This is a genomic window from Paraburkholderia fungorum, from assembly GCF_900099835.1.
In the GTDB taxonomy this organism is placed as follows: Bacteria; Pseudomonadota; Gammaproteobacteria; order Burkholderiales; family Burkholderiaceae; genus Paraburkholderia; species Paraburkholderia fungorum_A.
On sequence record NZ_FNKP01000001.1, the window covers coordinates 1758699 to 1778754 of the forward strand.

At 64.9% G+C, this 20056-nt stretch carries 20 protein-coding genes; 17 read left to right on the forward strand and 3 right to left on the reverse strand.

All coding sequences use genetic code 11. The features are described 5' to 3' along the window. Window positions 1-46 precede the first annotated feature (46 nt). Complete coding sequence (locus BLS41_RS07700; RefSeq protein ID WP_074763762.1) at window positions 47-1519, reverse strand: collagen-like triple helix repeat-containing protein; 1473 nt, start codon at window positions 1517-1519, stop codon at window positions 47-49. 655 nt (window positions 1520-2174) lie between these two features. On the opposite strand from BLS41_RS07700, the gene BLS41_RS07705 reads away from it, so the two are divergent. From BLS41_RS07705 to BLS41_RS07770, 14 genes are all read left to right on the forward strand, one after another. After that, a complete protein-coding gene (locus tag BLS41_RS07705) occupies window positions 2175-2348 on the forward strand; it encodes a Flp family type IVb pilin (protein WP_074763763.1) in 174 nt (57 codons plus the stop codon). Between the two features lie 152 nt (window positions 2349-2500). Continuing rightward, on the forward strand, window positions 2501-3019 hold the full coding sequence (locus tag BLS41_RS07710; protein ID WP_074763764.1) for an A24 family peptidase: 519 nt from the start codon (window positions 2501-2503) through the stop codon (window positions 3017-3019). Further along, on the forward strand, window positions 3016-3525 hold the full coding sequence (locus BLS41_RS07715) for a TadE/TadG family type IV pilus assembly protein (RefSeq protein ID WP_074763765.1): 510 nt from the start codon (window positions 3016-3018) through the stop codon (window positions 3523-3525). Before BLS41_RS07710 ends, BLS41_RS07715 begins: the two co-directional genes overlap by 4 nt. A gap of 127 nt (window positions 3526-3652) precedes the next feature. Next, window positions 3653-4618 (forward strand): Flp pilus assembly protein CpaB, encoded by a 966-nt coding sequence (cpaB, locus tag BLS41_RS07720; protein WP_074763766.1) that lies wholly within the window; start codon window positions 3653-3655, stop codon window positions 4616-4618. A 41-nt stretch (window positions 4619-4659) separates the two neighbouring features. Next, window positions 4660-6081, forward strand: a complete 1422-nt coding sequence (locus tag BLS41_RS07725; RefSeq protein WP_074763767.1) for a type II and III secretion system protein family protein — start codon at window positions 4660-4662, stop codon at window positions 6079-6081. A gap of 132 nt (window positions 6082-6213) precedes the next feature. Continuing rightward, complete coding sequence (locus BLS41_RS07730) at window positions 6214-7458, forward strand: fimbrial protein (RefSeq protein ID WP_074766359.1); 1245 nt, start codon at window positions 6214-6216, stop codon at window positions 7456-7458. 2 nt (window positions 7459-7460) lie between these two features. Further along, a complete protein-coding gene (locus BLS41_RS07735; RefSeq protein ID WP_074763768.1) occupies window positions 7461-8870 on the forward strand; it encodes a TadA family conjugal transfer-associated ATPase in 1410 nt (469 codons plus the stop codon). Further along, complete coding sequence (locus BLS41_RS07740) at window positions 8863-9903, forward strand: type II secretion system F family protein (RefSeq protein ID WP_074763769.1); 1041 nt, start codon at window positions 8863-8865, stop codon at window positions 9901-9903. Before BLS41_RS07735 ends, BLS41_RS07740 begins: the two co-directional genes overlap by 8 nt. A gap of 2 nt (window positions 9904-9905) precedes the next feature. Next, on the forward strand, window positions 9906-10919 hold the full coding sequence (locus tag BLS41_RS07745; RefSeq protein ID WP_074763770.1) for a type II secretion system F family protein: 1014 nt from the start codon (window positions 9906-9908) through the stop codon (window positions 10917-10919). Window positions 10920-11031: 112 nt separating this feature from the next. Continuing rightward, window positions 11032-11868 carry a tetratricopeptide repeat protein gene (locus BLS41_RS07750; protein ID WP_074766360.1) on the forward strand — a complete coding sequence of 279 codons (837 nt, stop codon included), beginning with the start codon at window positions 11032-11034 and terminating at the stop codon, window positions 11866-11868. A gap of 73 nt (window positions 11869-11941) precedes the next feature. Continuing rightward, window positions 11942-12388, forward strand: a complete 447-nt coding sequence (locus tag BLS41_RS07755) for a DUF3613 domain-containing protein (RefSeq protein ID WP_253189634.1) — start codon at window positions 11942-11944, stop codon at window positions 12386-12388. 1 nt (window position 12389) lies between these two features. Next, complete coding sequence (locus tag BLS41_RS07760; protein ID WP_074763771.1) at window positions 12390-14192, forward strand: pilus assembly protein TadG-related protein; 1803 nt, start codon at window positions 12390-12392, stop codon at window positions 14190-14192. A gap of 10 nt (window positions 14193-14202) precedes the next feature. Next, window positions 14203-15594, forward strand: coding sequence for a sigma 54-interacting transcriptional regulator (locus BLS41_RS07765; protein WP_074763772.1), 1392 nt, complete (start codon window positions 14203-14205; stop codon window positions 15592-15594). A gap of 46 nt (window positions 15595-15640) precedes the next feature. Next, the gene (locus BLS41_RS07770; protein ID WP_074763773.1) at window positions 15641-16360 is read left to right on the forward strand and encodes a DUF2968 domain-containing protein; all 720 of its coding nucleotides are present in this window, start codon (window positions 15641-15643) and stop codon (window positions 16358-16360) included. Window positions 16361-16756: 396 nt separating this feature from the next. Here BLS41_RS07770 and BLS41_RS07775 read toward each other — a convergent pair whose 3' ends face one another. Further along, complete coding sequence (locus tag BLS41_RS07775) at window positions 16757-16945, reverse strand: hypothetical protein (protein ID WP_074763774.1); 189 nt, start codon at window positions 16943-16945, stop codon at window positions 16757-16759. Window positions 16946-17487: 542 nt separating this feature from the next. Then, window positions 17488-17985: an RNA chaperone Hfq gene (hfq, locus tag BLS41_RS07785; RefSeq protein WP_074763775.1), complete on the reverse strand. Its 498-nt coding sequence runs from the start codon at window positions 17983-17985 to the stop codon at window positions 17488-17490. A 271-nt stretch (window positions 17986-18256) separates the two neighbouring features. On the opposite strand from hfq, the gene BLS41_RS07790 reads away from it, so the two are divergent. From BLS41_RS07790 to BLS41_RS07800, 3 genes are read left to right on the forward strand one after another with little or no spacing between them, the layout of a single operon-like run. Further along, entirely contained in the window at window positions 18257-18505 is a 249-nt protein-coding gene (locus BLS41_RS07790) for a hypothetical protein (protein WP_074763776.1), read from the forward strand. A 14-nt stretch (window positions 18506-18519) separates the two neighbouring features. After that, window positions 18520-19077: an RNA polymerase sigma factor gene (locus BLS41_RS07795; RefSeq protein WP_074763777.1), complete on the forward strand. Its 558-nt coding sequence runs from the start codon at window positions 18520-18522 to the stop codon at window positions 19075-19077. Then, window positions 19074-20048, forward strand: coding sequence for an anti-sigma factor family protein (locus BLS41_RS07800; protein ID WP_074763778.1), 975 nt, complete (start codon window positions 19074-19076; stop codon window positions 20046-20048). The genes BLS41_RS07795 and BLS41_RS07800 overlap by 4 nt, the downstream gene beginning before the upstream one ends. The last annotated feature ends 8 nt before the right edge of the window (window positions 20049-20056 follow it).

Here is a 20056-nt window from a genome sequence, read left to right on the forward strand (position 1 = left end):
GTCTCGGCAGCTTGTTCGCGAGGTCTTAGCGTCGCGACAGGGCCGCTTATTTCTTCGTCAGTCCGCCGAGCAGGCCAGTGACGAGCGAGGTCACCGGAGACAGCGGATTGCTCGCGGTTCCTTTGCCGCTGGTCGCCGACAGCGCGACGCCGGTGCCCGACGTGGTGGCGGAGGCGGTTGCCGACGATGTCGTCGCCGCTGCCGTGGTGGTGACGCCGCCGAGTGCGCCGGTCACGGAAGTGAGCAGGCCGGTGACGGGAGCCAGTGGGCTGCTGGTGCCGCCGGTTGCGCTGCTCAGACCGCTCGTCACAGTGGTGAGCAGGCCGGTGACCGGAGCAAGCGGGCTGCTGCTGGTGCCGGAGCCGCCGGTGACGCCGCCGAGTGCGCCGCTCAGACCGCTCGTCACGGTGGTGAGCAGGCCGGTGACCGGAGCAAGCGGGCCGCTGCCGGTGCTTCCGGTGGCGCCGCTGATGCCGCTAAGGCCGCCGGTCAGGCCGCCCAGCGTCGTGGTCAGTGCGGACAGCGGGTTGGTGCTGGTGCCGCCGGTCAGCAGGCCGCCCACCGAGGCAACGGTCGTGCCGGTTGCGGTGACGGTCTGGCCGAGCGCGGTCGTGACCGGGTTGTTGCCGGTCGAGGCGAGCAGCGTGCCGGCTTTGCCGAGTCCGCCGCCGACCGTGGAGAGCAGCGTGTTGACCGGTGCGCCGAGACCTGTCACGGTGCCGACTGTTTGCGTGGTCGCGGCGACCATCGACGTAATCGGGGTGATCGCGGTGCTGAGGGTTTGCGTGACCTGCTGGACCGGACCCGTCGAGAGGGCGGTCGTGAGCGTGCTGCCGCCGTTGGTGACCGCCGTGCCGAGCGTGCTGACGACTCCGCCGAGCGGCGTGGTCAGCGCGGCCAGCGGCGCGAGCGGGCCGCTGCCGAGGCTCGTCACGAGCGCGCCGGTATCCGTGACCGCGTTGCCGACCTTGCCGACCACACCGCCGACGCCTGCCACCGTCGTGCCGACTGCGTTGTTGCCGGTGCCGAGCTGTCCGAGTCCCTGCGACAGACCGGTGGCGAGCGTCGACACTGCCGAGCCCACGTCCTGCACGACCTGGCCGGTGGCCTGAGTGGTTTGCGTGCTGACGACGGGGAGGGTCTGCGAGCTGATCACCTGGCCGACGCCAGACACCGTCTTGCCGAGGCCGTCGACGATGCCGCTCGCGTCGTTGGTCGTGGTGCCGAGTGCGTTTGCGATCGGTGTCGTGGTGGTGGTGCCGGTACCCGAGGTGCCGCCCGTGTCGGTCGTGGTGGTGGTCGTCGTGGTGCTCGGATTGGAGCCGGAACCGCCCGAACCCGACGAGCCGCTGCCGCTGCCCGTGGTGGACAGCGTGCCGCTGCCGGATCCGCTGCCGTTGCTGCCGGTGCCAGTGCTGAGACTTCCGCCGCCGCCGCAGGCGCCGAGAGAAAGCGTCGCGGCGATGCTTGCCGCAATCAGGGTTGCCCGTACGGTGGTGCTGGTCGTTTGAATGTTCATGTCGCCCTCGGATCGCATGTGTTATTGGGTGTCGCTGCGAACCTATCTCTGCATGAGCCGTGCCATTTCGACAGACCAATCAGCAGGATTTTCTGGCGATAAAGCGCTCGGCCCGATGCGGCGAGGCTTTGCGTGAATTTGATGGAGTGGGCGCTAAACGGAAATCCGTTCTTTAATCGCGTTCTGGCGGCGCGTTATGTGGTCCGCGTAACGTAACGAGCCGCGCTCGCCGTTACGGTGTACGGCGTAACGCAAATGCCGGGGGAGGGTCTGCGTGCTTGAAACGTTCTGTTCAAACGGTTATTTAGGGTAGCGAATCTAACTAATGGTTATTCCTATGTAATGAAATCCGGAAATTGCCGTTAACCCGGGTAAGGATACAAAAAGCATACGGATTGCGGTTTCTGGCATAGGACAATTGCTTAAATAACATTGTTCGGCTATAAAACCCAAAAGCATCACGGATTGATCAGGGAGGTTCGTTATCGAACAGACTGCACCAAAACATCCGTTTTACTTAGCAACGCTGCAGGATGGACTACCGCAACGCAATCAGCAGCACCAGGAATGAGAGACCGGGTGCTGTAGCGTGAGCAGGGGTTCGATGGGTAGAGCAGCACAAAAGACACGAAATAAATCAAGTCCGAGGGTCAAAATGAAAAAGTTCACACAACGTTTCCTGAGAGATAACAAAGGCGTGACGGCCATTGAGTACGGGCTGATCGCGGGTCTGGTCGCGCTGGCTATCGCCGGAGCGGTGTCCACACTGAGCGGGAATCTCACCAATGCGTTCACCGCGATCGCCGCTCTAATCGCGCCGGCTAAATAGCGCAAGGCAACCGTTAAACGTCCGCTGAAACGGCTGAGGCGGTTGCGGTCATTGCAACCGCCTGCTTCTACGGCGTTTTAACGCATCGCTGTATTGATTAATGCGAATTGCATGGCAATTCGCATTGCGTTGCTTCGCCTGTCGAGCGCGAAATGAATAACTCCGCCGGTATTTTTTTATTTATTGCCTGGGCCACGGTTGTCGCAATTAGCGATTGCCGTGCCCGGCGTATTTCTAATTTAATCGTTTGCGCCGGTTTAGCGGCGGCATTCGGCTGCGCGTTATTTCAATGCGGGCCTTTTGGCATTTCTTTACTGCATTCCGGTATCGGTGCGTCGGTCGGACTGATTGCGCTGTTGCCGTTTTTCGCGCTGGGCGTGATGGGTGCCGCCGACGTGAAAGTCTTCGCCGTCCTCGGCGCATGGTGCGGCATGTCCGCATTGCCGGGCTTGTGGATCGCGGCGAGTCTCGCGGCCGGCGCGCACGCAGTGTGGCTCGTGGCGACGAACTGGATGACACGCACAAGCCGCCCGCGATTCGCCGGCGCAGGCCGTCTGACGGGCGCGACGTTCGAACTGGGCGGTAAGGCTTCGACGCCTTATGCCGCGTGTCTCACGCTTGCGTCACTCGTGTGGCTCGTATGGCATGCAACGGGCGGGGTGGCGCGATGACTCTTCGCGAAGCCCACGCAGGTTCAGCACGGCGCCCGCGCCAGCCGTCCAGGCGCGCGCAGTCACGCCGCACGCGCACGCAGCGCGGCGCCACTGCGATCGAATTTGCGATGGTGTTCCCGCTGTTCTTCGCGATCCTGTACGCCATTGTCACGTTCAGCGTGATTCTCGTGGCGCAGCAGAACCTGACGCTCGCAGCGTCGGAGGGTGCGCGGGCCGCGTTGAACTGGCAGGCCAATAGCAGCATGGCAGGCGCGCTCGCCGCGCGAGCTACCGCCGCCTGCGCCGCAGCGCAACTGATGACCACGCAACTGGTAGGCAAGGCGATGCAATGCACGTCCACTTACGCAGCCTGCGGAACCGGCATGCAATGCGTGAACGTGGTGCTGACCTACAACTACAGCGCCCATCCGCTGGTGCCGCCGCTGCCGGGGCTGCACCTGGTCACGCCGAACCAGTTGATCAGCAACGCCACCGTCCAACTCAACCCGGAGAACATTCAGTGATGTACGCGCCGGCTTCCAGCCTTTCTGTCCGTGAGCGCGTGTCCGCACGCGTGTCGTGCGCGGCCTCGGGCACTGTCGTGTCCAGCGTCGCGCTCACGGCCGCCATCAACCGACGCAGCCCATCGTCATGCCGAATCTGACCAAAATTCTGGCCGGCGTGCTGATCGCCGTCGCGCTCGTCCTCGGGCTGTTCGCGTGGACGCTGTCGCGGCGCCCGGCGACCGTGGCCGTCGCGCCCGCCACGCCCACGTCGTATCAGGTCGTGGTGGCGAGCAAGACCTTGCCGCCAGGCAAAGCCATCACCGCCGATCAACTGCGCGTGCAGTCGCTGCCGATCAACCCGAACGGCGCATTCACCGATCCGTCGCAACTCGTCGGCCGCGTACCGGGCGTCGAGATCGGCGCGGATTCGCCGGTGCTGGAGTCGCAGTTGTCGTCGGGTCTGGCCGAGCGCATCGAACCGGGCGAGCGCGCGATCGCCGTGCGGGTGGACGAGAGCAATGCCGTCAGCAACCGCTTGCGTCCCGGCAATTTCATCGACGTGTTTTTCACGCTCAAACGCGATGGCAACACCGGCATGGGCGGTGAAATCGACCGTACCCAGGCGCGTCTGCTGATGTCGAAAGTGCGCGTGCTGGCGTTCGGTAATGCGACCACCACCGGCGACACCGGCGGCGATCCGAGCGGCATGGTGCGCACGGCGGTGCTCGCGGTGCCGGTGGCCGACGTGGACCGTCTGACGCTCGCCGAGAGTGCGGGCCGTCTCGTCTTCGCGTTGCGTAATCCTAAAGATCCCGACGTCATCGACCCGAACGCGCTGCCGGTTCTGCCTGGCGTGCTGAAGACAGCCGCCCACGCGGGCGAGCCCACCGCGCAGCCGGACCTGACGCGCGCCGCAGCCGGCGTGGCGCTCGACTCGCTATCGGGCAGCACCGGCGCGACCGGCCCGGGGGCCGGTGCCGGAGTGGGTACGCGCCTGCCGCCGTTGCCGCAGATGCGGCTGCCGACGACGCGCGTCGCGGCGAACACGACAAGTACAAATGGCGGTATCGAAGTGATACGGGGTGGGCGCGCCGAAACGGTCGCCCGATAAGCAGTCTCAGGGAGCGGGCGGCCAATCGCCTCCATAACTACATGACAGAACGGATTTTTGGTTTCAGAAAGGCGGTGTGGCTTGGGTTGGCTTTGCTGGGCGTATCCGTTGCGACCGACGCAGCGGGCCCGGCGCAGCGTGCGCAGGCGGCCGGATCGGCCCAGAGCGCGCTTGCGACGCCTGCGCAGACCATCGAGATGATGGTCGGTGCGCAGCAGCAGGTGGCGATCGGCCATGCATTGCAGCGGGTGGCGATCGGCGATCCGGCGGTGGCGGATGTGCTGATCATCAAGGGCGACAAGCGCGGCGGCTTGCTGCTGGTCGGCAAGGCCGCGGGCACCACCAGCCTGATGGTCTGGACGCGCGACAGCGACGCGCCGCTGAACTACACGGTCGACGTCGTCACGCCGGCGGCCGCAGCGCTGCTCGGACCCGATACGTCGGCCGTGAAGGTGCTCGGCAAGACGGCGGTGGTCTCCGGTTCGTCGACCACGACCGAAGCTCACCAGCGTGCCGTGGTCGCGGCGGAAGGCGCGGTCGGCAAGGACGGCTCGGTGTTCGACAGCTCGACAGTGGCGAGCCGCGCGGTGGTGCAGGTGGACGTGCGGGTGGTCGAGTTCAGCCGCACGGTGCTCAAGCAGATCGGCTTCAACTTTTTCAGTCAGCGCAACGGCTTTTCATTCGGCTCCATCGGCCCGAACGGAGCGACATCCGTGACGGTGCCGCAGAAAACGTTCCCCTCGGATTCGAGTGCAACGGTGGGGCCGGCGATCGCGTCGCCGATGACCTCGGCCTTCAACCTTGTGTTTGGTTCCGCGACCAAGGGTCTGTTTGCCGACCTCAGTTTGATGGAGAGCAACAACCTCGCGCGCGTGCTGGCCGAGCCGACGCTGGTGGCGCTTTCCGGGCAGAGCGCGAGCTTCCTCGCGGGCGGGCAGATTCCGATTCCGGTGCCGCAGGCGCTCGGTTCGACGTCGATCGAATACAAGTCGTACGGCATCGGGCTCACGCTCACGCCGACGGTGCTGAGCCCGCAGCGCATCGCGCTGAAGGTGGCGCCCGAGGCGAGCCAGCTCGACTACACGAACGCGGTGACGATCAGCGGCGTGTCGGTGCCCGCGTTCACCACGCGCCGCGCCGACACCACCGTCGAACTCGGCGATGGCGAGAGCTTCGTGATCGGCGGGCTGATCGACCGCGAGACAGCGTCGAACGTGTCGAAGGTGCCGATGCTCGGCGATCTGCCGGTGATCGGCGCGTTCTTCAAGCAGTTGAGCTATACGCAGAACGAAAAAGAACTGGTGATCATCGTGACGCCGCATCTGGTGTCGCCGATCGCGAAGGGCGCGACGTTGCCGACGACGCCGGGCGAGCAGTCGGAGCAGCGCAACGCGTCGGTGTGGCGTTCGCTGATCGGCGGCGTGGCGGCGACGCGCGACACCGTACCGGGTTTTTCGAAGTGATGCCGATAGTCGCCCGTCGGGCGCTGCGGATGAATACAGGCTTGAGCCGGCGTGCGCGCGAACCGCGTGCGCGCGCCGGCAGGCAGTACGACGCGGCGGCCTTACGGCTCATGCTGCAAAAGGATGTCCAACATGAACGCGAGAACGCATTCATTGACTGAACGGGCGGTCACCGACCATTTCGTGTTCGCGTCGCTAGCCGACGGGCACCTGCATTGGCTCGCCGATACGCTGATGAGCGCGGGCGCGGTCGAAGCAGCCACGCTCGATCCGGTGATGCTGATGCAGCGCATCGCGACGCTCAACCCGTCGCTGGTGTTCGTCGACTTTTCCGGCGGTCACGCGGCGGCGGCAAGTGCGGCGGTCAGCGCGGTGCGAGCCGGCAATCCGGGCATGCAGATCGTCGCGCTGGGCTCGCTCACCGAGCCGGAAAGCGCGCTGGCCGCGCTGCGCGCCGGGGTACGCGATTTCATCGATCTGTCCGCGCCTGCCGAGGACGCGCTGCGCATCACGCGCCAGGTGCTGGAGAACATCGTCGAGCCGGTGAGCCGTCATGGCCAGGTCACGACGCTGCTCGGCGCGCGCGTCGGCATGGGCGTCAGCACGCTGGCCGCTAACCTCTCCGTGATGCTGCAGCGGCGCGACGTCGCGCAAGGGCGCAAGGCGGCGCTGCTCGATCTCGGCCTGCCAGCCTCCGACGGCTCGCTGCTGCTGAACACGCGCAGCGAATTCAATTTCGTCGAAGCCGTGCGCAATCTGCGCCGTTTCGATCAGACCTTCGTGCATACCGCGCTGTCGCATCATTCGAGCGGCCTCGCGCTGACCACGCTGCCGCCCAATCTCGCCGACATGCGCGAGGTGTCGTACTCGTCGTCGATCGGTCTGCTGAACCGTCTGCGCGCGTTCTTCGACCAGCAGGTGATCGACCTCGGCGGCTTCACGAACAGCGAGTTCATCGCGCACGTGGTGCAGGCGTCCGACGAAACCTGGTTGCTGTGCGACCAGGGCGTCGCGTCGATCGTGTCGGCGGTCAGCGTGCTCGATTCGTTGCGCGAAGAAGGCGTGGACACCGCCAACGTAAAGCTGATCGTCAACAAGTTCGACGCCGATCTCGGCCTCGCTGCCGCGCAGATCGCGCAGCGCCTCGAAATTCCGCTGCTCGCCACCTTGCCGGAGCGGCGCGTCGCGCTCGGCCAGGCGGTCAATCAGGGACATCTGCTGGTCGAAGTCGCCGCACGCGACGCCTATGTGCGCGCGCTGGAACCGCTGATCGAACGGCTCGGCGGCGCGCAGCGCGACAGCGCCCAGGCGCGTGGCGGCAAGTCGGCGTTCGGCGGCCTCAAGCGCTTTATTCCCACTACTCAAAAGCGGTCATAGAGATGGCAAAAGAAATCGAATTTGCCGACAACGCGCCTGCGTTCGCGCACAGCCAGCAGTTCCAGGACATCAAGAACGCTGCGCACGAACATCTGCTGACGCGCATCGAGGAACTCGGTTCGGAGTTCGGCCGCTGGTCGCGTAACGCGATCAACCAGTTCGTCGATCTGGAGATGGACAGCTTCGTGCGGCTGCGCCGGATTCCGATCAACGAGAGCGAAGTGCGCCTGATTGCCGAGGCGCTGACGAAGGAACTGGCGGGCTTCGGCCCGATCGAGGACCTGCTCGCCGATCCGGCCGTCGAAGACATTCTGATCAACGGCTACAACGACGTGTACGTGTCGCGCCACGGCATCCTGACGCGCATCCAGGTGCGTTTCGCCGACAACGCGCACCTGCTGCGGATCGTGCGGCGGATTCTCGCGCCGATCGGCCGGCGCCTGGACGAATCGAATCCGATGGTCGACGCGCGTCTGCCGAACGGCGGGCGGGTCAACGTGGTGATCGAGCCGCTGTCGATCGACGGCCCGATCGTGTCGATCCGCAAATTCCGCAAAGATCCGATGCGGCCCGACGATCTGCTCGCGAACGGTACCTACAGCCCCGAAATCGGCGCGCTGCTGAAGGCGGCGGTGGCGGCGCGCTGCAACGTGCTGGTGTCGGGCGGCACAAGTTCGGGCAAGACCTCGCTGCTGAATGCGCTCGCGTTTCACGTGCCCGACGGCGAGCGCGTGGTGACGATCGAAGACACCGCCGAGCTGTCGCTGAATCACCCGCATGTGGTGCGGCTCGAAACGCGTCCGGGCGGCTTTGACGGCGCGGGTGTGGTGACGATCCGCGACCTGCTGCGCAACACGCTGCGGATGCGGCCGGACCGGATCATCGTCGGCGAAGTGCGGGGCGGTGAAGTGCTCGAAATGCTGCAGGCGATGAACACCGGCCACGACGGCTCGATGGGCACCGTGCACGCGAGTTCGCCGCGCGAATGTCTGTACCGGCTCGAAATGCTGGCGGGTTTCGCGGGCTTTCAGGGCACTGAGTCGAGCCTGCGCCGGCAGATCGCGAACGCGGTCGATTTCATCGTGCAGATTGGCCGGCTCTCCAACGGCCGCCGCCGGATTCTGTCGATCACCGAAGTGACCGGTCTGTCGGACAACATCATTTCGAGTCAGGAGCTGTATCGCTATGAGCCGATTCTGAACGCGGACGGCGACGAACAGGACAACTGGGTATCGCTCGGCATTCATCCGCATTCGCCGAAACTGGCGCGCTTCCGTCAGGCGCTGGGCGGCGCCGAGCCGAACAACGCGTTCGGCAATGCGGGCTTCGGCAGCGGCGGCAGTGGTGGTGGTTTCGGCGGCGGATTCGGCGGCTCGGGCGGCAGCGGTTTCGGCGGAGGCTTCAATGTCTAGCGCGGCCCTGGTCCTGGTGGCGCTCGCGCTGCTGTGCGCGGCATGCGCGGTGCTGCTATGGCAGCGCGGCACGCAACGCAAAGGCCAGGCCATCGTCGAGCGTTATATCGACAGCCGCATGGCGTCGGCCGCACCGGCCGTCGCGGCAGGCGGAATGACGGGTGGCGCCGGTTCCGGAACAACAACTGCGCCGCGTGGCGCCCAGGCGCGCCAGACACCGGCCGGGCTGATCGCGCCGCAAGCGCCGCCCGACGACGCGGACTGGCTCGCACGCTTGCGTTACCTGCAGGCGCGCGCGAGCTTCATGCTGCATCACGTGATAGCGCGCGCGGGCATCGCGAAGCCGAAACGCGTGATCACGATCGTTGTCGTCAGCGTGCTGGCGCTGTGCGGCTGGGCCGGCCTGGTGGGCGGTCTGCTGGGCGCCTGCGTCACGTTGGTCACATGCAGCGCGTTTGTCTATTTTCTGCTGTCGATGCGCGTGAACAAGCGCCGTGAGTTGATCGTGCGGCAACTGCCGTTGTTCCTCGACGGCATCGTGCGGCTGATTACGCTCGGCAACAGCGTGCCCGCCGCGTTTCAGGCGGCCCTGCAAGCCACCGATGCGCCGCTGCGCGAATGTCTGGACTACGTGTCGAGAATGCTGCGCACCGGCGTCGAGATCGACCGCGCACTGTTCCAGGTCGCAACAATCTACGGCGTGCGCGAACTCGAACTGGTGGGCGCGGTGCTGAGGCTGTCGGTGAAATACGGCGGACGCGCCGACGTGATGCTCGACCGCATGTCGTCGTTCATGCGCGATCTCGAACAGGCCGAGCGTGAACTGGTCGCGATGTCGGCGGAAACGCGGCTGTCGTCGTGGGTGCTGGCGTTGCTGCCGGTCGGCATCGGCGGATTTCTGATCCTGTCCAATCCCAAATATTTCGCGTCGATGTGGTTCGATCCCATCGGCCGGGAACTCGTCTACCTGGCGTTTGGTTTGCAGATAACGGGTGCGTATCTGCTCTACCGTCTATCGAGCCTGAAGGACTGATCATGCAAGCGCATCAACTCGTCGCCCTCGCGCTCGCTCTGGCCGCGCTCGCCGTCCTGCTGCTTGCTGGGCTGGTGCTCGCGCGGGTGAATGCGGTGCGGCGCAGCGAACGCACGTTGCGGCACGCGCTCGACGAACGGGCGCAGCAAAGCGCCACGCTCGCAGCGGCCGCAGCGGTCGCACGCAGCGGCGACGCCGCGCAGGCCAACCCGAAAGCCGCGCGAACCGTGCAGCCGCAGGGCTTCAAAGGACTGCTCGAACGTTTCGCGCATACCGGGGTTCGCTGGCTCGACACGCCGTTCGGGCGTCAGGTGGTGGCGGAAGAAGAGCGCCGCCTGCTCGAACAGTGCGGTTTCGTGGACACCCGTACGCGCGGCCTGTTTCTGATCGTTCGGCTGCTTGGCGCGTTAGTGCTGCCGTTGCTGGCCGGCACGCTGGCCAGCGGCCACTTTGGCGGCTCCGGTTACGTCGCAATCGTGGTGATGGCCGCGATGGCCGGCTTCATGCTGCCGAAGATCGTCCTCGCCCGGCGGGCCCGGCGGCGCCGCAATGGCGTGGTCAACGAATTGCCGCTGCTGGTCGATCTATTGCGTTTGCTGCAGGGCGTGGGGTTGTCGCTCGATCAGGCGTTGCAGGTGGTGGTCAGCGATTTTCGCGGGATGTTGCCGGTGCTGTCGAGCGAACTCGAAATCGCGCAACGGCAGTTCGCCACCGGCCGGACCCGCGAGCAGTCGTTCAACCGGTTGTCGCAGAGCTACGACAACGAAGATTTGCGCGCGGTCGTGCGTCTGCTGGTTCAGGTGGACCGGCACGGCGGCGCGGTGCAGGAACCGCTCAGGCAGTTCGGCGACCGTCTGCGCGAAATGCGTCGGGCGATGCTACGTGAACGCATCGGGCGTCTCACCGTGAAGATGACCGGCGTGATGATCGTCACGCTGTTGCCCGCGCTGATGATCGTGACCGCGGGGCCGGGCGTGATGGCGGTCCAGCATTCGTTGAGCATGTCGAAGCATTGAGGACGGCACCATGATTTACCGCTTATTTACTGATGACCGGATGCGCGACGGCCGCCTCGTGACTCAGAGCGCGCGTGACGCGTGTGGTGCGCCTGGTGCTGCTGGTGACCGTATTACGCGCGTCACGCGAGCCGCCTGCTGCGCCGTGACGCTGGCTGCGCTTTCGCTGCTGGGTGCGTGCGGGTCCACGGGACCGTCGGGCTACGGCGTCGGCGCGCAGGCGGAGCGCGCGATGATGGCGCAGCAGTCCACTAAGGACGCCGCGCCGGACACCCCCGGCATGTACCTTGGGCTGATCGACCAGATGCAGTCGCAAGGGCTGTACTTCGCGTCGCTCGCGCATATCGACGCCTACGAAAAGCAATATGGCGCGAGCCCGGACACGATCGTGCTGCGTGCCGACGCGCTGCGTATGACGGATCAGCCGGATGCGGCAGCGCAGGCCTACGGGCAGCTTCTGAAGACGCCGCTGGCCGCACGCGGACATCGCGGGCTCGGTCTGGTCGCCGGTGCGGGCGGCGATTTCGCGCTGGCCGCGCAGGAGCTTCAGCAGGCCGCCCAGCTCGCGCCGACTGACCCGGTCGTTCTGTCGGATCTCGGCTACGCAAAACTGCGTGCAGGCGATGTCGACGGCGCGCGCGTCCCGCTGATGAAGGCCGCCGAACTCGATCAGAAGAGCCCGAAGATCATCAGCAACGTGGTGCTGTATCTGCTGGCCAACGGCGATCAGGCGCAGGCGCAGGCGATCATGAATCAGCAGAACCTTCCGCCCGACGTGCGCTCGGCGATTCGCGCCGATGCGGCGAAAGTGGCGGCAGCAGGCCGCGCGCAGGCACAAGGTGCGCAGACGCAGCAACCGGCGGGCGCGGCGGGCGGCGATGCGCGCACCGTGGCGAGCGCGCAGGGGCTCGAGCCGGCGCCGCGTCTGTTGCAACGCTTTGCGCAGTGAGGGGGAGCCGGTGTGCAGGCGGCGGTGAGGCAGTGAATACGCGGTGAGTCATCAGGCATTCAGGGAGTAAAAAATGACAAAGACAACAATGACACGGGGCTGGAACGTATCGGTGCTGTGCCTGGCGATGGCAGCGGCTGGGGTGCTCGGCGCTCCGGGCTGGGCCGTGGCGCAGACGGCCGCGGACGCCGGGCAGGGAGATACACAACGGGTGGCTCAGGCATCGGCTGAAACACCGGCGCCCGCGTCGGTTCAAATGGCGGCACAGGACCAGCCGCCCGCACCACGCGCCAGCGAAGTGGGGCATTCGGCTCGCGCGTGGCTGGATCTGCAGCGAAGCAATGCGCAAGCTGCGCCCGCACTGCCGACACTCGGTTCGGAAGCCGGATTGGCCTATCGGCGCTACATGGAATCGTTCAAGGGCAAGATTCCCGATCTATACGGCTCGGCGCTCGGCGGCGGTGGTAACGGCAACGGTGGCGGCAGCGGCGGTGGAGCCAGCGCCGGCGGCCTGAACTAGCATGAACGCGCAGCCATCGACTCCGGCGCATCACTCGGGGCACGCTCGTCCGGCGGATCCGCCTGGCTCCGTGCGCAGGCCGCGCTTGCGGCGCGTCGGCGGCGCGCGCCGTCAGCATGGCGCGGTTGCGATCGTCGCGGTGATGTTTCTGGTCGTCGCGTTGGCGGCGCTCGCTGCGATCGATGTCGGGAATGTCTTTTTCGTGCGCAGGCAGTTGCAGCGCACAGCCGATCTGGCGGCTCTGGCGGCGGTGCAGGTGGTCAGCACGCCCAACGGCTGCGCGACCACCGTCTCGACCACCGCGCGGGCGAACGCGACGGCCAACGGCTTTACTGCCGCCGGCACGACGAAAACGCTTCAGGCGGTCTGCGGACGCTGGACGCCGGGCGCTGCCGCCACGGCCTTCAACAAAAGCGGCACGCCGGCCAACGCGGTGAGTGTGAACGTCTCGCAGTACGTGCCGTATCTCTTCCTCGTCGGCAAAGGGCAGACGGTGACGGCGTCGTCTGTCGCGGTTGCGTCGAATGTCGCCGTGTTCTCGCTCGGCACCGGCATCGCGACCCTCAACACGCAGCAATCGGTGTTGCTGAACGCGATTCTGGGCGGCTTGCTGCATTCGAACGTGGCATTGAGTGTCGGTGACACGCAAAGCCTCGCGGCGGCGAATATCAATCTGGCCGGGTTGATGACGGCGCTGAACGCAGGGTCGATGCAAGGTTTGCTGGCGACCTCGGTGAGCTATCAGAAGCTGGTGGTTGCCATGGTCAAGGCGTTGCAGAGCGGCGGCGACACGATCGACGCGGCCATCCTGCAGACGCTGGCCGTCACCGTGCCCGGCGGCCAGAACATCAACCTCGGCTACAACAGCAGTACCTCAACCGGGCTGCTCGCGCTCGGACTCGCCAATCCGGATTCGGCGGCGACCGCGACCATCAACGTGCTCGACACGGTGCTGGCCGCCGCGCAGATCGCGCAGAGCAATTCGAGCGGCACCGCCCCGGTGATCAACGTCGCGGCGGGGCTGACCGGCGTCGCCGGCATGTCGATGCAGATGATCAATCCGCCCGTGCTGGCGGTCGGCGAGGCCGGTCTCACGCCGCCTGTTACCGCGCGCACCTCGGCGATCAAGGTGACGCTCACGCTGGCGGCATTGCCGAGCGTGAACCTCGGCCTGGCGTCGGTCGCGCTGCTCAACACGCCGCTGATGGTGACGCTCTATGTCGCGCCAGGGACGGCGCAGCTGTCCAATGTCGATTGCGAAAACACCAAGGCGGCCACGACGGTGACGTTCAAGGTGACGCCCGGTCTCGCAGGGCTATGCCTGGGCGGTGTGACAAATTGCACGCCGGGCAGCGTCGTGCCGCCTGTCAACGTGGCGTCCGTCACTCTGCTGGGCGCCAACGTGCTGAACGTCTCGCTGGCAGGCCTCGGCCCGGCGCAACTGTCGCCCGGATCGACCGACGTGTCGATCAACGGTTCGTCGGGCAGTTTCAACGTGGTGGCCCAGCCCGTGAACTCCAACGCGCTGGGCAGCGATCTTTCGTCGTTGACCTCGATCCTGCTCGGACAACTGTCGAATCCGAATGCCCTGACGCTTCAGGTGCTCGGCAGCAATCTTCTGGGCGATCTTCTTTCCAGCGTGATTTCGCTTGTCAGCACCACGCTGTCGCCGTTGCTCCAAAGCATTTTCGGCCTGCTCAACGCAGTGGTCGGTCCGGTGCTGACGCTGCTCGGCGTTCAGATCGGCACGGCTACCGTCCATAACATGTCGCTGACGTGCGGCGTCCCGCAACTGGTCCAATAGCGTGTCCAAGATGAGAACCACCACCAAAATCGAGGAACTCGATATCTACGTCTGGGAGGGCAAGGCCGACATCGTCGACCGGGTCGCGCGCTGCATGGCGAGCTTCGACGTCGAAGTGATCCGCGCGGACGATATCGCGATCTCGCCCGAACGGACCGCGCTGCGGCCGTCGCTCGCGATCATCAGCGTCTCGGTGATCGACAGCGGCGCGCTGATCCTGCGCGACTGGCAGGCGGCGCACGGCATTCCGGTGGTGTGGGTCGGCGCCGCGCCGCGCGAGCACGATCCGGCGGCGTATCCGTCCGAGTATTCGCACATTCTGCCGCTCGATTTCACCTGCGCGGAATTGCGCGGCATGGTGATGAAGCTGGTGCTGCAAATGCGGGCGCACAGTGCCAAAACGCATGAATCCGACGCGATGATCGCGAATTCGGAATGCATGCAGGCGTTGCTGCACGAAGTCGACACCTTCGCCGACTGCGACACGAGCGTGCTGGTGCATGGCGAAACCGGCGTCGGCAAGGAGCGCATCGCGCAACTGCTGCACGAAAAACACAGCCGCTACGGGCAGGGTCCGTTCGTCGCGGTGAACTGCGGAGCGATCCCGGACGGCCTGTTCGAATCGCTGTTTTTCGGTCACTCGAAGGGCTCGTTCACGGGCGCGGTGGTCGCGCATAAAGGCTACTTCGAGCAGGCCGACGGCGGCACGCTGTTTCTCGACGAAATCGGCGATCTGCCGCTTTATCAGCAGGTCAAGCTGCTGCGCGTGCTGGAGGACAGCGCGGTTACGCGGATCGGCTCGGCGTCGCCCGTCAAGCTCGATTTCCGGCTGGTGGCGGCGACCAACAAGCATTTGCCGCAACTGGTAAAGGAAGGCACTTTCCGTGCCGATATGTACTACAGGCTCGCGGTGATCGAGTTGAAGATTCCGTCGCTCGAAGAACGCGGCGCCGTCGACAAGATCGCAATCTTCAAGGCGTTCATTGCGCAGGTGGTCGGTCAGGAGAAGCTGTCCGCGTTGCCCGATCTGCCGTACTGGCTCGCGGATGCCGTCGCGGATACCTATTTCCCGGGTAACGTACGCGAATTGCGCAACCTGGCGGAGCGGATCGGCGTGACGGTGCGGCAGATCGGCGCGTGGGATGCGGCGCGTCTGCAACGCCTGCTGGCGCTGGCGCGCAGCAGTCAGCCGGTGCCCGTGGAAAGCGCCGCCGAGGTGTTGGTGGATCGCAGTAAATGGGACATGGCGGAGCGCAACCGCGTGCTTGCCGCGCTCGATGCAAACGGCTGGCGCCGGCAGGATACGGCGCTGTATCTGGGCATCAGCCGCAAGGTTTTGTGGGAGAAAATGCGCAAGTATCAAATTTTTGATGAAGAGCCCGAAACGCGCGAAAGTGAGTAATAATGGGCTGTTTGACTAAAACAAAAACTGTTCGAGCAGGAATTACATGGACCGAAAGTCGAGACTACGACAGATTGCGTTTGCCGCATTCATCTCGTTTGGGGCAGTGCAAGGCGTGAATGCTCAGGCGCTACAAAACAGCCCGGGCGCTGGCGTCGTTTCCCAGCCAGGCACCACTACGGCGTTGCCGGCAACACCCACATCGCAAGCCGCACAGGCCGACACCACGGCGCTTACGCCCGACGAAAACAAGCAGTCTGCCGCGGGCAATGTCGCGGAATTGCAGCAGATGATCCGCGGCTCGGATCTCAGCGAATTGCGCACTACCTATAACGGCAGCTACGGAGCGAGCCTGCTGTTCTACGGCAAGGAAATGACGTTTTACGTCGCGTTGTTCCAGCAGAAAAACTTCTGGCGCGTGATCAAGACGCAGGACGCCACGCGTGCCGATCTGATCTACAAGGACTTTGTGCGCCAGACCGTGCAGCTGTCCGATGTGGAGATTCGCCGCACTCAGCTCGAAGCACAGAAAGCGTTCACGCAGCGCATGATCGCGCTGTCGCAAGATCGCGCGAACCGGCTGCAGGCCGACCTCGACATTGCGCGTCAGCAGCAGAGCATTGTGGCGAGCCAGCAGCAACAAAGCCGTGCCGAAGCTACGGCATTGGCTCAGCAGAAGACGGTCGCGCAAGACCAGTTGCGTGCCGCACAGCGTCAGGTTCGCGAGTTGCAGCGCGAACTGGAAAGCGGCCTGCCTCCGCACTGAGTGCGATGGGCTGAGGCTGGTGAGACGGGCGGGCGACGCGGTGGCGATAGCGAAGTCCGCCTGGTTTTCATTGGCGTGATGATCCGGCTGTCATCCGTTCTTTTGCGATGGCGGTCGTTCTTCCGGAAATGCGCTTTATTTCGTGCCGGTTGCGAGACTGTTTAGCTTGTGCACCGGGCACCGATTCTCGTGGCACCCCAAGTTCATCTTTGTTTTGTTGCGCAGCCCCGTTCGTTTGACGGATGCTTCTGTCTACGCACGCAAATGCATTAACGCGGGCATTGCAAAACCACACCGCAAGCCTCGCACTAACGCAAACAGGCGGTGGCGCAAAAACAGCCCCACGCAAACCTGCGGCAAGAAACTCAGCCCGCAACCCAAACCGCGTCGCAAGTCCTAACGCTTTTTCTTTCCCTCCGAAGACGCTTCCGTTGCAGTCGTTTTACGCGGTTCGGCCGGATCGACGGCAATGGGATCGCTGGCAGGAAAGCTTTCCTCGAGCGCCTCGTCGAGACGGCTGTCCATCGACTCGGCAGGCGACGCACTGCTCGCTGGTTTAGGTTCTGGGTGCTTCTTGCTGGTCATGACGTGCTCCGTTAGAAGAGGGGCGACGAATTCAGCATAGCGCATAGTCAGCGTCGGCGAACATCGGCTGAACGGCATAGGACGCTACGCCGTAAGCGTTGTGTTCAGAGTGGGACGTTCAACGTGCTCGGGGGCACGCATGCAAACTTATCCGTTGCACTGTCGGGTGACAATTCGTTTTCCGTGTCTCCGCCGACGTCGCTCAAAAGCGAAGCATAAAAATACCGGCGAGCTATGAGCCCACCATCGGACGGCAAATCACATGAACCGGAAAAAAGCTACGGACGCGCAGCGCCTGAACGCTTTACACGTTGGCGAGACAAAACTGGAACAACTGGATTGGACGACGAAGTTGGGCGACAAATCAACCGGCGCCGCGCATGCTAAACGTCCTGTACTGGGGACGCCGCGTGCTGGCGGTCAAAGGCGGATTTGAGCTGACGAAGCAGGAGGTGAAACGACTGGAGAGGATTTTTGCAGCGGCTCGGCCATGTGTCGGAGTAACTGACTTGCAGGACATAACCGAGCGCTGTTGAAGCGGCTTATTCGTGGCTGCTGCTGCCGCCGCCATGATTGCCGCCACCATGGTTGCCGCCGTCGCCGCCACCCGTGCCGAACAGGCGTCGGCGACGCGTGACGACCACCGGGCCATCCGACGAACCGCTGCGCTCGGAAGACGAGCGCTCGGACGGCGAGCGGTCTGAAGACGGCGCGCCATACGACTCGCGAGGCTCACGCGGTTCACGATGCTCGCGCGGTTCACGCGAACCGTGCGGCCCGCGCGTGTTGTGCTCGCCGTGCGACGGGCGGCCCGCGCGCGGTGCCGGACGCGTGCCGGTGTCGAGCTGGATCGTCGAGATCGCGCGCTTGTAGATGCCTTGCAGGCCGACAGGCGTGCGCAGCATCACCAGGTACTGATCGAACGACTCGATACACCCGGTCAGGCGAATGCCGTTGACGAGGTAGATTTCGACGCGCTTACGCTCTTTGCGCGCAGCGTTCATGAAGTCGTTTTGCGGATGCGATTCTGCGGAAGCCATGGACAATTCGAGTTAGAAAGACAGTGGTTCGCCGCAATTCTACCCTGTGTGGGGGCAGAGCGCGTCGGTGGGCGAACTGGGTCCACTATACCGGCTTGGGGACACATAAGCATCCGATTACTATTGGCTGTAACGTTGAGTTACGAATCTGCGGACGAATGGCGTGTTCTGCCGACATACCCAGGTCATCGCCGCAAGGCTGGCGGAAAAAGAAGGCGAAAGGGTTTAAGCCTGGTGGAATAAATCACGCGCTGCCCGCGTTAAGTCATGCATGGCGGTGCTGCATGTCGAGCGTGGCCGTGCAGCCGGTGGCCGGGTGTCGGCCGAATGCCGCGCGGCACGCGAAGGCAGCGTCGGGACGTTGTTCATCAGGAGACTCATCATGACGATTTCGCGTATCTTTTCCGCAGTTTTCGTGCTGCTGGCCCTTGCGTTCGGTTCGCTGGCGACCAGCGGCTGCACGTCGACCGACAGCGGTGCGTCGAGTTCCAGTGGAAGCGGCAGCACCGGCGGCTACTGAATGTCCCTACGCGGGTGACTTTTGAAGCCGAAGTGATTGCGTGGCTCCCGCAGTTGCGCCGCTATGCGCGCGCACTGACGGGCGATCGCGCATGGGCCGACGATCTGGTTCAGGATACGGCGGAGCGTGCGCTTGCGCGCTGGTCCGCGTTCCGCCCCAACAGCAATTTGCGGGCATGGCTACTGACCATCCTGCGGCATCTTTACATCGACCAGTTGCGCGGCCGCCGCGAGATTGCCGTCGACGATGAAAGCGCGCCGTGGCGCAACCTTGAAGCGCCGCAGGGCGAAGTCGACGGACTGGTGTTGCGCGATCTGCAGCGGGCGCTGTATTGCCTGCCGGTCGAGCAGCGCGAAGTGCTACTGCTGGTTTGCGTGGAGGAACTGTCGTATCAGGAGGCGTCGAGCGCGCTCGGCGTGCCGATCGGCACGGTGATGTCGCGGCTGTCGCGCGCGCGTGAGCATATGCGCGTGCTGCTGACGGAAGGGCCGGCGCAGGGCGCGGCTCAGGACAGTACGCCGGGGACGGCGCGCAAGCCTCCGCCGTTGAAAGTAGTGAGAAATCCGCGATGAATAACGACGACTACGATCACAGCTTGCCCGAGGGGCTCGATCTGCGGGCGCTGTCGGCGTTCGTCGACGGCGAGTTGCCGGAAGCGCAGCGCGTCGAGGTCGAGGCGAAGCTCGCCCAGCATCCGCAGGCGGCGGCGAAGGTGGCGGCGTGGCGCGCGCAGAAGGCCGCGCTGCGCGCTTTGTGCGGGATTTCGCCGCGCGGTGACCGGGGCGCGCGCGCTTATGGCGTCGTGAACGACGACGACCCGGAGGAGGCGCGTGACCGCAACGACGGCAACGACGGCAGCGACCGCATCAACCGGGACGAAGAACATGCCGATTCCCGGCACGTCTATGCCAACGCGAATCCCGCTCCCCGCATCGACGCGGACGAACCCGCTTTCATCGTCATTCGCAGGCCGGTTCCGTGGTGGCAACGCGTCGGCGTCGCCGCATGCTGGCTGGCGGCGGGCGCGGGACTCGCACTCGCCGTCGGGCCGCTCGCGCCGCGTCTGACGGGCGGCGCATGGCGTGGTCTCGGTGGCCAGCCTCCCGGCTTTGCGCAGCGCGCGGATATCGCGTATGCGGTGTACTCGCCGGAGCGGCGTCATCCGGTGGAAGTCGCGGCGAGCGACGAGGAGCATCTGATCAACTGGCTCTCCAAGCGGCTAAACCGTCCGCTGTCGGTGCCGTCATTGCAGGAGTATGGCTACTCGCTGGTCGGCGGGCGGCTGCTGCCCGGCGAGGCGGGACCCGCAGCGCAGTTCATGTACGAAAACCACGAGGGCGCGCGTCTGACGCTGTATGTGACCGGCATCGCGCGCGACGAAACCGAGTTCCGTCTGTTCCGCGACGGCAACCGGCGCACCTTCTACTGGATCAGCGACGGCATGGGTTATGCGTTATCGGGAGCGATCGCGGAGGGCAAGCTGCGCTCGATGGCCATCGACGTGTGCAGCGCGTTGGGCGGGAAGCCGGAGGCCTGGCAGTAGGGCGGCCG